This is a genomic window from Candidatus Schekmanbacteria bacterium (assembly GCA_016219965.1).
Lineage (GTDB): Bacteria > Schekmanbacteria > GWA2-38-11 > GWA2-38-11 > J061 > JACRJM01.
Map to the genome: position 1 here is coordinate 1 of JACRJM010000003.1, position 13,900 is coordinate 13,900.

Below are 13,900 nucleotides of genomic sequence, written 5' to 3' on the forward strand. Positions count from 1 at the left end.
AAGCCGGTACTTCAATACTTGCCCAGGCAAACGCAGCACCACAGGCAGCACTATCACTGCTCGGGTAATTACAAAGATTGATCGAAAAATAGAAAATTGATACTCCAGTAAAGTTGCGGAGCCTGCATTAGGCTCCGCAATTTCTATTTAAAATAGAAAACCAAAAAATGAAGTTGCTACTCTATTGTTTCTTCTTATCTCTCGACGGCGCTAGCCTTGGCGGATTGGAAACATGGTTAGGATCAAAAGATCTCCCCAGCTTTTCCATCAGTAAATGATAATTGCCGGTTGCGGGTCCTATATGCTCGTGAAGGTGCGACCATTGTGCACCCGGATAAGCACCCATTTTTATATCATGTTTTATTGAGTCAATCTCGTACTCCATAAACTTGTCAACCATGCTTTTGTCAAAGTATGAGAAGTACTCGCCGTAACCTATATGTCCCATATCATAGCTCTGCATCCATCCGCTCTCTTCTGAATCATTAAAGAACGGGGGAATAACTTTTGCTTTAAGGTCGGTTGTTTCTGCAAGTGCCCGTTTTGCATGGTCGAAGGAATCAAAGGCAAATTTTGTAACTGCAAAAAATCCAGCAGGAACCGTAACATTGCTCGATATACCAAGCTTGAATACCTGTCCGCTTGAGAATGGGGTCGCATCTTCGATAGTACCACCATTTTCAGCCACAATGTCCTTTAAGACTCTTTCCTCATATTCAAGCTGTTTCTTCGAAGTAAATCCTACGAGCATAACTCTTACCATGCTTGGAGTAGACACGCCAAATTTATGCTTGTCTGTTTCCCATCTTGCATGGAAATCATCCCGTGACTTTGCTCTCGCAATGTAACGCCAGATGAAAGGAACACGGACGCACACTGCAGCTATCTCAGCTTTTCCAACCTCATACATGGAATTAATTGCCTGATCGGTAGTGGGGTAAAAAGTTGTAAACCATTTAAATCTTTCTTCCGGAAGAGCAAATGCTGTATTTGGAGAAACCCCTACTGCTTCAGGTACCCCCCTGAAAGGCAAACGAAAAAGCTTCACAGCCATTTTGGTGACAATCCCAAGCCCTCCGAAGTTTCCAAACCATCCTCTCATTATTCCACGAAGATCTGGACCCGGACCTTCTCCCCAGAAATAATCATTTACCATTGAGGCTGAGCCGGTTTTCATTAACTCTCCGTCAGGAAGTATCCATTCTGCTGCAAGAACCCTTCTGTTTGCATATCCTACACGATGGACGAGTTGTCCCATACCCTGATTAAGATGGTTGGCTATTACAGCGACCTGGGCTCCGCACGATGGAGCACTTGTATAAAGTCCACGTTTCATCGCTTCTGTCTGAAGCTCTGTATATGTGACGTAAGGATCAACAAGAGCATACATGTTTTCTTCATCTATCTCGATGCGATCCATTCGCTTCATATCTATCATTATTGTGTTTGGTTTTAGTGGAACACAGAGGGCAATGAAAAAAGTACCAAGAGGGATATATGGAAGTTTATAACGGTTCGCAATTCTTACTATAGCCTGTACCTCTTCAGTACTTGAAGGAAGAATAACACAACCAGGAATTTTGCGGTTTTTGTCCCATGAAAATTTTCCATAGCCACCGCGAGAATATGCCTCGCACATGGTCTTAGACTCTGTAAAGTTCTCCTCACCTACTACGGATTTAAGTTCTTTTGCTGCTTCACGTGGTAATGCCATGCTTCAACTCCTTATATCACGCTTGCCAATAATTCAGCAAAGTCGAGTATTTCGATATTATTTGAACCAGCTTTCACGGTTTCTGTAAAATTCCACCTGCAAAAAGGACAAGATGCAACAAGCGTATTTGCTCCTGTCTGTTTTACTTCTTCAATCCTTTCACCTGCAGACCAGATTGAAAAATCATTATTTATCCATTTCACTGCACCCCCTGCTCCGCAGCACCATGCATTTTCCCTGATACGTTCCATTTCAACGAGATTCACGCCACTTATACTTTTAAGCACACTGCGCGGTTGTTCATAAACACCTTTTGTCCCTCTTCTCCATTGCTGTTTGGGAGGGTCCGTCCTTCCGAATTCTATACGCTTTCCATCCCAGTGAGTATATGGCTCGGAAAGTCTGCCAAGACGGCATGAATCATGATATGTAACCGTTTTATTAATTGACCCCTTTATTGTCAGTCTTCCTTCCTTTATGAGTTTATCAGCATACTCAGTTATATGGAGTACCTCGTAATCTGTTCCGCTTTTTTCTTCAATCCTCGGATAATCAACTTTCCACATGTGATAACATTCTGCGCATGACGTAACTATGACCTTGCATCCGCTTTTTGCCAGAGAATCAATATTGTTTTTTCTTATAGTATCAGCTTGCGATTTGTACCCCAGTCTTAGAAGAGGATTGCCGCAGCACTGCTCGCTTGGAAAAAGTTTGAAGTTCACACCTGCAGCTTCAAAAATCTTTACACTTGATTTTGCAATTGAAGGATAGCGGTACGATGCAGTACAGCCCGCAAAATAAAGGATTTCTGCTTCTCCCGTTTTTTCACTCCCTTTGTCAAACCATTTTGTCCTCTCATTTTGAGAAGCGCCGTAAGGGTTACCCTTGCTTTCCACATTGGATAAAATATTTTTCTGTTTTTTAGAAACCTTTCCACCTTTTTCAATATAACGGCACCTGAAAGCCTCTATTATTTCGAGTCTCTCGGTGTCCATGCACCTCTTACACATAATGTCGCATGCACCGCAAAGGGTACAGTGGTAAAGTATCTTATAAAGGTCTTCATCGATCCCTATCTCACCATCCAGATAGGCAAGAGCTATATCCATTATCCCCTGGCATGAAAAGGAATCAAATTTGAATTTCGTATTTATTGGGCATATCTTATTAAATCTCTTGCTCTTTGAGTACATTGGATCTACCCATTTGCATGAGGACGACCTTACACACATCTCTATGTCATATCTGTATTTTTCAAGTTCCATCAATCAATGCTCCTAAAAAGTCAACTTTCCTGGGTTCATTATTCCCGCAGGATCAAATATTGTTTTCACTTTTTTCACTGCCTCTCTGTACCCACCCGTTTTATCAAATAGAGCCTGAACTGCCGGACCATAAGGCTGGTTGAAGAAAGCACCTTTATTTGCAAGCGTTACCGCAAGCTCTTCATAGAGACTTACAAGTTTTTTCCTAAAGTCCTCTCCTTCCGGAGCATAATAGAGATGATGCTCGCAATGATACGCTCTGCCGTACTCAAGGGGTTGCACATATAAGCCACAATCATTGATATCGAATCCATTGGAAGTAATTATCTTCTTAAATGTTGTTGATAGGATATCAATATTTTTTAAAGTTGTCTTATATGCGATCTGAAATACCTTACCTTTTAAAAGGTTCTTCCAGTAGACAGATCCTTGAGGCCAGTTCATACCTAAATTTTCAAGCATCCAATTCTTATCATCACTTCTGACTCCGTCTCCTCCATCGAGTTCTTTTCCAAGCATTTCCCGCAAAGCTTCTTCCTCGTATGCAATCTTCTCTTCAGGGCGTCTCTTCCCTCCGCGCAAAACCATTATTATATTATAATTTGAAAGCCCGTTCTTAAGCTCTCCATATCTGGCAATATCGCCTCGTGACAAAATCAATCCGGCATCATTGCGGTCAAGGATGAAGCATTCCTGTCCTATCATGTCGTTCTGCATAGAATGAACAATCCTTATAGCTTTTTCCAGTTCGCTGCAGCTTATGATAAAAAGCTTTTTTAAAGGAGAAAGATGCTCAAGCTTTACAGCAACCCATGTCACGACACCCAGCGTTCCCTGCGCACCATGAAAGAGCCTGAAAAAATCCATCCCCGGTCCGTAAGGGCATACCATATCAACTGCCGCATCATCCTTGTCATAGGAAAGGGTAATAGACGATGAACCTGTTCTCATTAATTCTCCATTTGGCAGAACAGCTTCAAGGGTCATAATAGGATCAGCATATTCAAATTTAGGAATAATTGCAGGTTCCCTTTCAAGAAGAGATGTTAAAGCAGATGTACCTGAATGTGGAAAAAGCGGATTGAACATCCTTAGATCTTTACTTGAAAGTTCTGACGCAAGCGTTCCCCATGTCACACCAGGCTCGAAGATGACTTTCCTGTTTCTCTCATCAATAGTTTTTATCTTGTTCATTCCACTGAGGTCAATCACTATCCCCCCCTGAAGTGAAAGAGCAGCCCCGTTAAAATGAACAGTGGAGCTTGAAGGTACAACAGGGGTTTTTTCTTTCCTTGCAAGATTAATTATTTCCCGTACTTGTACAGAAGTAGTTGCTTTGACCTCGTAGTTAGGGACAACCCCTTTGAATGGGCTTTCGTCTGTTGCATATTTACTTAACGCCCCATTAACATTTACACTTTCTTTTCCTGCTATGCTTTCAAGTTTACTTTTAAGTGACAAGGATCTTCACCTCCAAAATAAATAAAAAAATTACCGCTCTTCATTAACCAAAAAGAGCGGTATTAGTAAAGGAAAAAACTTGTTTTATTTCCCCTGGAAATCTGCTCTGAAACAGCAACAGCCTTCAACAGGGCGACTTTTTGTCATTGAAAGCTCAACTTTCAATCCGAGCTTCTTAAACAATTCATCAGAGAAACCTAAACAAAGACTCCTGCATGGAATTTGTTTTGCTTCCCCTTCCCCGATTTCCTCTTTAATCCCCTTGTTAATAGTGCAATCCTTTACCTCGATGACAAGGGACTTATGTGAAACCTCCCTGTATTTCCATTCATCAAACGGGCGTAATGCATTAAACCCTATTTCAAGAAGACGCTGAGGAACACTTGGGAAGACATGACCCGTCTTTGCAGCTACTTCATAAATTACTTTAGCCGTATTATCCCTATAATTACCTTCAAGCTCAATTATCCGAACTGCCAGATTTCTGCCGTAATCGCCAAAAACCTTTTGAGCTATCTCTCCCTTGTTTACTTTCTCTTTTGCGTCTTCCTCATATTTCCTAACAACCGCCCCAATGGTAAACTCCTTTTCAAGGATATCAAGAAACTCATCTGGAATACCAAAAGCGTATTTACCCATAGTCTTCTCCATTTCCTAAAAAGGAGTTTTTATCAGGATTCGATTAATACACCAATCATTTAGTTAGTTAGTCGCAATCAATGAAAATGAAAAAAACCGTCAAACTGGCATTTCTTGTCTTTAGGAAGTTCGGCAACCATCCTTACACCAACATCAAGATTCAAGCCCTGATATATCGTTTCGCTCAAAGCAGTGCAGTAATGCCTGCATGGAAGCGTGTTTGCGATTTTTTCTCCAACCGCTTCGATGAGAGCCTGGTTCATTGTGCATTTTGAGACAGCATAGGACAACCTCTTAAATGATATTTCTCCCCAGCGCCACTTATCCTCAACCCTGGTTGCCAGAATACCAATCTCAATCATTCTCTGCGGAACATTCGGGAATATATGTCCTGTCTTTTTTGCAACCTCATATATCTGCTCTGCTGTCCTGTCCCTGTTATCAGCTTCGGTTTCAAGTATTCTCTTGGCAAGAGACTTGCCATATTCATCAAAAATCTGTTTGCCTATCTCTTCAATTTCCTTCTCACTTTTCCCTTTGACGGCATTTGCAAATTTTTCAGCTATTTTCTTTACTCCAAATTCATCATCAAGAGATTGGAAATAAGTTTCATCAATAAAATACTTCAGGCCTTTTGAGCTCATATTCTTTTATCCTTTCAAAATAATATGTCAGCGTGCAGCAGCAGCAGACAGTATTCTGTTTAAAACTTCCTTATCAACATAGTCGCAGCGCAGGCATCTGGCGCACTCATGGAGAGCATCTTCTGCACTCATTGTCATTTCAACTTCCTTTGAACCTACCCTCTCTGAAACAGGAACAAGAGGTGTAACAGCTCTTTCATACTTAGGTACTGCTGATCTAGTATTATAGGAAATGTCGTCTTCATATGGTTCAATCCACCAGAAGTCTGTTTTCTGATCTGCAGTAAGCTCTTTGGACAAATAATGGTTGATTGCCCTTGCAGCCCTCTCTCCCGCTCCTATTGCTTCAACCACGCTGGACGGACCCTTTGTTACATCGCCGCCTGCAAAAATGTAAGGAATCGTGGTGGTCATATGATGGTCTGCATAGATATATCCTTCATATGAAAGCCCTATGCCAGTACCTTGCAATAACTCATTTGCATCAAGTTTCTGCCCTATGGCTATTATTACGGTATCAGCTTCAACTGTAAAGTCTGATCCTTCTATAGGTACAGATCTGCGCCTTGCGTTATTGTCGTATCCTTTCATCATCATCTTTCCACAAGCTAAACCGCTGACATGTCCATTTTTCCCTTCAACCTTTAAAGGCCTTGCAAGTAATATAAATTTAACGCCTTCCTTCTCAGCTTCTTCGATCTCAGCCGGAATAGCAGGCATTTCGTCGCGGTCTCGTCTGTAAACCACTGTTACATCTGAGCCAAACCTGAAAGCTGTGCGGGCAGCATCAATTGCAGCATTGCCTCCGCCTATGACAACGACTTTTTTGCCAAGCTTAGGTGCTATTCCCTTGCGGTAATCCTTCAGCATATCCATAGCAGAGATTACCCCTTCAAGCTCCTCACCGGGAACTCCAAGCGGTGTTGATCTCCATGCCCCTATCCCGAGGAAAATAGCTTCATAGCCCTGTTTCTTCAGATCCTCGAAAGTAATATCTTTGCCGACGGTCGTATTAAGCTTTAATTCTATTCCTGAACTCAGTACGAAATTTACCTCCCTGTCAACTACATCCTGCGGCAGACGGTATGATGGAATCATTAGAGAAAGCATTCCGCCAGGTCTGTCAGCTTTTTCGAATATTGTCACAGGATGTCCTATTTTCCGCAGAAAATATGCACATGAAAGACCGGCAGGTCCTGCACCTATTACCGCAACTTTCTTTTTGGCATTGTTAGGATTCTCTCTCATGAGATCCTTTATTTTAGTTGACTTTGCAGCCGCAAGGTCCGCCATATAACGCTTCACACCGCGGACCGCAATAGAAGAAGAGTCAACCCTTTTTCTCTCGCACAATGATTCACATGGATGAGGACAAACCCTTGCGCTTATTTCCACAAAAGGATTTCTTTCCCTGTGAAGGTGAAGGGCTTCTTCTGTTCGGCCTGCCGCGATAAGAGAAACTATCGAAGGAACATCAACATGAGCAGGACATTCTGCTTCGCATGGAGCAATTACTCTCAAAGCATTTTCAGGACAAACCTTCACACATTCAAGGCACCCTACGCACTGGTCGGGAAACCACATATCAAGATCCCAGGCTTCCTCAGGCATTTGCTTCCCCTTGTCAATCTTAACAAGGTGAAGTTTGTAAAGACATTGCGGACATACTTCTACACATTTGCGGCATCTTATAGGAACCGGACATTTTTCCCGGTTAATTGCTATTTGAACCCTTGCCATAAAAATCCTCCTTATATATTGGAATTCCCGAAGTAATTATTGAAATCACCAAATGTCCCTGAGCCCCGGTGTTGTCATGCGCTCTACCATCTCTATTGCCTCATGACGGCAATGGTTGGCGCACTGCGCGCATCCAAAGCATTTATTCATATTGATGTTTACCTTGTTGCGGCTCACCTGAAGAGACATGGCGCCAAACTGGCAGAACGTAATACATTCGCCGCAGCCTATACATTTGTCGTGTACCGGCTTAGCACAATACTCTCCCTTAAGAAGGATCTCGGACACATCATAATCAATACGTCCTCTTATTCCAAGACAGGTAGGATATTCACAGTTACAGATGCCGCCTATATATGGCGTATAAAAAGTCCAGAGAGTATGGACATTACCTCGCCTGTCAAAATGGCGAAGCCTCTGTTTTGCCTCTTTTACGGAAAGGAATTGGAAATTACGGAAAGTTTCAGGCCAGCGTTCCCATTTATAGATGCCAACCCCAAGGGAAAGGCAGGTCATAGCATCATCGTTTTTATACATACCACGCGATTCCCTTTTGCAGATACATTCCATTATGCCTATAGGATATGTTATCTCCAGCATCTGCTCGGCTTCTTCAAGGGTAATAACCTGACCGAAATGGTAATTCTCCATGAAGCTGTTTACTTTTTTCTTGAGAATAGGAAGTTTCTTTACATCTTTCCCTGTTGCCTCGAGAACTTCCCGCATCAGGTCGGAAAACATTATGTCGAGGTCAACCTGCGCGCCGGGCTGAAGAGCAAACTCACCATCTTCAGTCATATAATACTCAGGTGGCGGTTGAAGCGGGTTTATTATTTCACCAGTTTTTTTCTCAGCCTTTTGTGCTTTCTGCTGTGCTGCTTTTTTCTGCCTACGGTAAAGCCCTGCCGCAAAGTTCTCCGCAGCATGGAACCATTTACCACCATCTCCTCCATGCGAAATACAGTTATGGCACATTTGTAATCCCCCTTGTTTTATTTATTTAAAATAAAAAAAACGTTTGTTTGGTAACAAATATAAGATTTCCCGAGAAAATCAAGAGATTTTCTGAAGAAATTGTCTACCCCCCTTAGGCAACTGCTTCTTTTCTCTTTTTTACCCTTATTGCATCGAGCGGACATATCTTTACGCATTCCATACAACCTGAGCATCTTGTCCAATACCAGGCTTCTAGATGCCACTCTTCATCAGGTGCAAGTTTGTATTTCTCTACTTTCCCCAAATGCAGCTTAAATACTGCCTGAGGGCAAATTGCAAGGCACTTTCTGCATGCAGCAGGAACCTTGCATTTTTCATGATCAATCTTTACATCCATCAAACTCATTATTACCCCTCCTTACTGATTACTTTTTATAAATTACCAAAGATCGCTTATACCTGGAGTTTTCCTTCTCTCTACCATTTCGATCGCACTGTTAGGGCAATGTTTTTCACACTGGCCGCACCCGAAACATTTCTTCATATCAATAGCTACTTTGTTTCTGGAAAGTTGCATACTCATTGCACCGAACTGGCAATAGCGTACGCAATTCCCGCAGCCTGTACAGTTTTCATACAATGGTTTTGCACACCATTCCCCTTTTAATATTATTGATTCAACACCGTAATCAAGTCTTCCCCTGATCCCCTGACATACAGGATATTCACAGTTACAGATTCCTCCTATATAAGGAACATTGAAGGTCCAAAGCGAATGTACCAATCCTTTTTTATTGTAGTGTGTAATCATTTCCTTTGCTTCCTTGACACTTAAAAATGTAAGTCCTCTGAATGTCTCAGGCCAACGTTCCCATTTATAAATTCCAACACCAAGAGAGAAACAGAAATTTGCTTCCCCAGGAGCCATCTGCCCTCTTGTTTCTCTTCTGCAGATACACTGCATCATTCCTATTGGGTAAGTCAGTTCCAACATATCAAGGGTTTCTTCAAGAGTTATAACCTGACCAAAGTGGTAATTTCCCATAAAGCTTGCAACTTTTCTTTTTAACTGAGGTACTTTGTCAGCTTCTACACCGGTAGCATCAACAACTTCTTTTAATAGGTCAGTAAACATAATATCAAGGTCAACAACAGCTCCCTTAGGTATTTTAACATCTCCATTTGAATCCAAATGATAGGGAAATTTGCTTCTTGTCTCAAACATTTTCTGCTGTGCCCATGGATTATCTGCTATATCTTCAGTTATGACAGGAGGAGTAGCATACATTCTGCTCTTTTCAGGATGATCAGGATCTATCTTAAGTGCCTCACTTCCCATGTGTTGAACAAACTTTTCTTCTTTTTCAGTCTTCTTCTTTCGGTTAGAATACATTCTTGCTGCAAAGTTAGCTGCATTCTCGAACCATTTGCCTCCATCACCATGTTTAGTGCAAAAATGGCACATAAAATCTCCTCCCAAGTATCTTTATTTTTTATTTTTTTACTAACCTACCAAACGTCTGTTTGAATATTTAATAGTTTCTCGTAAATTTGTCAAGTGGCTTTTACAAAAAAAATTAAAATTAAGGTTAATCCTAATTTTTGAAACCACAAGCTTCAAGATCATTATAAGCTTCTGTTATTTCAATAACTTTCTCATGTGCAAGATCCTGTAATTCCTTTCCAAGATGCGCGACTTTATCAGGATGATACTTGGAAAGCATTTCTTTGTAGGCTCGTTTAATCTCCAACTCAGAAGATCCTCTATCAATATTTAATACTCTATAAGGGTCTTTCTTTGATTTAGCTGTTCTAACGTTTTCATTTCCGAAATTACGGTTTTCATCACTTGGACCAGTAGAATATTTATAAGATTGTCTCTGGAACTTTTTTTTGTATAACCAGAATAAAATTATGGGAATAACAATGTCATCTATGCGTCCAACGAAAGGAATAAAGTCAGGGATAAAATCAACAGGCGACAAAATATAGAATACTAAAAGTATCAATAAGCCTATTAAGGAGAGACGTGCCATTTATTTAAAGTAAAAGATCACCATACTTTTTTACATATGGTGCGAGACCTCCTTCATTTAATATTTTTGACATAGTTGCAGGCAAAGGAGGAAATTTGAGAGTCAGATTTTTTGTAAAATTTGTTATTGTTCCGTTCTGCATATCAATCCCAGCCATATCTCCCTCATCTAATGAAGAGGTGTCAATGATTATAGCCGGCAATCCAACGTTAATACAGTTTCTGTAAAAAATCCGTGCAAAACTTTTTGCCACAACAGCTGATATGCCTGCCATCTTTATTATTGTCGGTGCATGCTCTCGGCTAGACCCCTGGCCAAAATTAAAGCCCGCTACAATTATATCTCCCTTTTTTATCATATCGTAAAAACCTGGCCTTGCATCTTCCATGACATGTTTTACAAGCTCCGGAAGATTGGAACGCAAATGGAAAAGCCGTCCGGGTGCAATCAGATCAGTGCTTATATCATCTCCGAATTTCCAGCACTTTCCGCTAATAACTTCCATAATAAAAATACCTCTTTAAAAAAGATTTCAATAAAAGAAACACTATCTATAAGAACTCACGAGGATCAGTAATCTTTCCAGTTATTGCCGTAGCCGCCGCAATAGCAGGAGATCCAAGATATATAAAAGCGTTTGGATTACCCATCCTCCCTTTGAAATTTCGCGGTTGTGTGGCAAGGCAAATCTCTCCATCACCAAGCACTCCTTCATGAACACCCACACAGGCACCGCACCCCGGCCCGGTTACCACACCTCCGGCGCGAACGAATGTTTCAATAATGCCGTCTTTAAGGGCACGAAGATAGACATTTCGCGAAGCAGGAGTAACTAGCAATCTCACTCTTTTATCGACCTTCTTCCCGTTTAAAATTTCCGCCGCAATTTTAAGGTCCTCGTATCTGCCGTTGCAGGAAGTGCCCAGAAAAACTTCCTGGACAAAAACTTCTCCTACTTCTCCAACTGCCTTTGTATTATGAACAAGGTGAGGACAGGCAATTGTGGGCTCAAGTTTTTCTCCATCGATATTAATTACCTTTTCATATTCTGCATCGTCATCTGGTTTAATTTCACGGTAACCTGGCTCCCTCCCCATATCGCTCAGAAATTTTTTAGTAATTTCATCAGAAGGAAACAGACCTGCCTTGGCTCCTGCTTCAACTGCCATATTCGCAATTGTAGCCCGTGCATCAATACTTAAACTTTCTATAGTACTTCCGTGGAACTCAAGCGCTTTATAAGTTGCACCGCTGCTTGATATCATACCTATAAGATTGAGGATGATGTCTTTTGAATAAACCCCCTTCCGAAGTTTTCCATCAACAACTACCTTTAATGTTTCAGGAACCCTCATCCATGTTTTGCCTAGGGCTATGGCTACAGCCACATCAGTCGAACCCATTCCGGTCGCAAATGCGCCTATCGCTCCTCCGGTACATGTATGTGAATCTGCCCCAACAATAAGATTTCCAGGTAAAGCATATTCTTCGAGTACTACCTGATGAGATATGCCATTTCCTACATCGGAAACACGTATTCCTGTTTTTTCTGCAAATTCACGCAGGAATTTATGGTCATTTGAGAGTTCAAGCCGAGGGCTTGGCGATGCATGGTCAAGAAAGAATATCGAGTGCGATGGATTAAAAGCCTTTTCAAGTCCCATACTCTTCATTTGCCTTACTGCAAGCGGACCTGTACCATCCTGCACATAACTTAAATCAACTGCGACGACAGCAAGGTCTCCGGCTTTCAGGCTTTTTCCGGCATGCTCACCTATTATCTTTTCAGCCATCGTCTTTCCCATAACAAATCTCCGGTTAATCTAATAATTAATGAATTTCATATAAATTAACAACAATATGGATTGATTTTATCAATTCTCAACTTATTTTGCTAATTTAATTTACAACAAACAAACTCTCAAGTTTCCCGTCCATTGTGTATTGAAAAAGCTTTTTCAACCGGCCGCTGTACGCATCGTAAAAATTATCTCTTTCTTTTCCCCTGATAACGTCATTGATGGCAGGATCAAACTCCGGAGGAAGAATTTCAGATGATGTAATAAAGACTTTTTTATTACTTTTAAGAGAAGATTCTATTTTACCAGCAATTACATTCTTTACTTCACTGATATTTGCCCATTTCTTCAAAGGGTATTCTGCAAATGAAACATAATCTATCTTCTTTCCACTATAATACTGAAGATAAGGAACAGGCTTTTTCTTATTGTTTATAAAAACATCTCCCTCTGAAACATAAGGAGCAAATTTCTGCGTAAACAGATAAGTTTCATTTTTCAAAAGCCTTGAATCTGGAATGACTGAAGAGAATAAGTTATGGATAAATATTATGATTAGAAGAAAGAATGACAGGTAAAATAAAAAAGGTTGTTTTTTTTTGTAAGTTTCAGCTATTGCAATTGATAAAAGTAGAAGCATCACTATAAGACAGGGAAGCCAGAATTCAACATTCTGAGCTTCCCACCAAAAGGCAAAAAAAGTCACAGGAATAAATACAATTAATGCAACGTGTGACCAGATTCCAAAGTCTATTTCTTTCTTCCATGACTTTAAAACAATAATAATTAATAGAAAAGCTATACTCAAAGTTCCAACGGCTTCCATAAGAAGATAGATATAATCTTGAGGATAAATATTTCCTGAAAATACAATTCTCCTGTCAACCCGTGATGCAAAAAAAAGCTGGAACAACGATGCCGCTGAATAAAAGAGATTTGAAAGGGTTAACGTGCCCCATTTTCCTGATTCAGTATAAAAGGTGAACCATTTTATGATTTCTGACAGCGACCTTTTCCCGTCTAACGCAGCGCATCCAAGAAATAATCCGCCGGCAACAGCTACATAAGAAAAGGCAAAATAAATACCGTCAATTCCACGTTTTTCTTTGGAATTTAAGAAAAAGAAAGCTACAAATGCAGGGAACAGTAGAACCGCTCCCTGATGATACAATGTTGCTATCGCAAACATAGAGGCTGCTAAAATAATATTTTTTCGTGAAGAAGCACATTTTAACGCCATAATAAAAAAAAGAAGTTCCAGAGTGTGAACTTCATTGTCAATTGAAAGAGACCAGATACTTCCTGAAAATGCAAAAATAGCAGCACATAGAATCGAAGCTGCTATATTACCGCTTACATCAACAAGAAAGGAATAAAAGAAATATACTGCAATAGGGAAAATAATTATGTTAAGAAGCTGTATAGGCATAATCCATTCATTCATCTCGCCAAGGAAACTAGAAGATATTGCACATGCAAGCCTGGCCGTCGGATAAAAAAGCAGATGATGCGGATGAAGAATCAGGTTCTCATCCTGCGCATCTATTACATATTGAATCGAATCATAACTGTAGTCCCTGTTGGGAAAGAGAATAGAAAGAAAAAAAACTGAAGCTATCAATAAAAATAAAATCGTGCGGGGCTTTCCTAGCAAAGACATCGT

The 13,900-nt window shown here is 40.7% G+C and carries 13 protein-coding genes; all 13 read right to left on the bottom strand.

Features of this window, described 5'->3' with window-relative positions:
• Window positions 1-181: 181 nt before the first annotated feature.
• On the bottom strand, window positions 182-1,714 hold the full coding sequence (locus HZA77_02290; GenBank protein ID MBI5374233.1) for an FAD-binding oxidoreductase: 1,533 nt from the start codon (window positions 1,712-1,714) through the stop codon (window positions 182-184).
• Window positions 1,715-1,725: 11 nt separating this feature from the next.
• On the bottom strand, window positions 1,726-2,982 hold the full coding sequence (locus tag HZA77_02295; GenBank protein MBI5374234.1) for a (Fe-S)-binding protein: 1,257 nt from the start codon (window positions 2,980-2,982) through the stop codon (window positions 1,726-1,728).
• A 12-nt stretch (window positions 2,983-2,994) separates the two neighbouring features.
• The gene (locus tag HZA77_02300; protein ID MBI5374235.1) at window positions 2,995-4,443 is read right to left on the bottom strand and encodes an FAD-binding oxidoreductase; all 1,449 of its coding nucleotides are present in this window, start codon (window positions 4,441-4,443) and stop codon (window positions 2,995-2,997) included.
• Between the two features lie 84 nt (window positions 4,444-4,527).
• Window positions 4,528-5,082 carry a hypothetical protein gene (locus tag HZA77_02305; GenBank protein ID MBI5374236.1) on the bottom strand — a complete coding sequence of 185 codons (555 nt, stop codon included), beginning with the start codon at window positions 5,080-5,082 and terminating at the stop codon, window positions 4,528-4,530.
• 77 nt (window positions 5,083-5,159) lie between these two features.
• Window positions 5,160-5,726: a hypothetical protein gene (locus HZA77_02310; protein MBI5374237.1), complete on the bottom strand. Its 567-nt coding sequence runs from the start codon at window positions 5,724-5,726 to the stop codon at window positions 5,160-5,162.
• A 27-nt stretch (window positions 5,727-5,753) separates the two neighbouring features.
• On the bottom strand, window positions 5,754-7,466 hold the full coding sequence (locus HZA77_02315; GenBank protein ID MBI5374238.1) for an FAD-dependent oxidoreductase: 1,713 nt from the start codon (window positions 7,464-7,466) through the stop codon (window positions 5,754-5,756).
• A gap of 45 nt (window positions 7,467-7,511) precedes the next feature.
• Entirely contained in the window at window positions 7,512-8,441 is a 930-nt protein-coding gene (locus HZA77_02320; GenBank protein MBI5374239.1) for a 4Fe-4S binding protein, read from the bottom strand.
• A gap of 112 nt (window positions 8,442-8,553) precedes the next feature.
• Entirely contained in the window at window positions 8,554-8,808 is a 255-nt protein-coding gene (locus tag HZA77_02325) for a 4Fe-4S binding protein (GenBank protein MBI5374240.1), read from the bottom strand.
• A 33-nt stretch (window positions 8,809-8,841) separates the two neighbouring features.
• Entirely contained in the window at window positions 8,842-9,867 is a 1,026-nt protein-coding gene (locus HZA77_02330) for a 4Fe-4S binding protein (protein MBI5374241.1), read from the bottom strand.
• A gap of 130 nt (window positions 9,868-9,997) precedes the next feature.
• The gene (locus HZA77_02335; protein ID MBI5374242.1) at window positions 9,998-10,411 is read right to left on the bottom strand and encodes a DnaJ domain-containing protein; all 414 of its coding nucleotides are present in this window, start codon (window positions 10,409-10,411) and stop codon (window positions 9,998-10,000) included.
• Between the two features lie 31 nt (window positions 10,412-10,442).
• Complete coding sequence (locus HZA77_02340; GenBank protein MBI5374243.1) at window positions 10,443-10,943, bottom strand: 3-isopropylmalate dehydratase small subunit; 501 nt, start codon at window positions 10,941-10,943, stop codon at window positions 10,443-10,445.
• 46 nt (window positions 10,944-10,989) lie between these two features.
• Entirely contained in the window at window positions 10,990-12,243 is a 1,254-nt protein-coding gene (locus HZA77_02345) for a 3-isopropylmalate dehydratase large subunit (GenBank protein ID MBI5374244.1), read from the bottom strand.
• 94 nt (window positions 12,244-12,337) lie between these two features.
• On the bottom strand, window positions 12,338-13,897 hold the full coding sequence (locus HZA77_02350) for a hypothetical protein (protein MBI5374245.1): 1,560 nt from the start codon (window positions 13,895-13,897) through the stop codon (window positions 12,338-12,340).
• Window positions 13,898-13,900 lie beyond the last annotated feature (3 nt).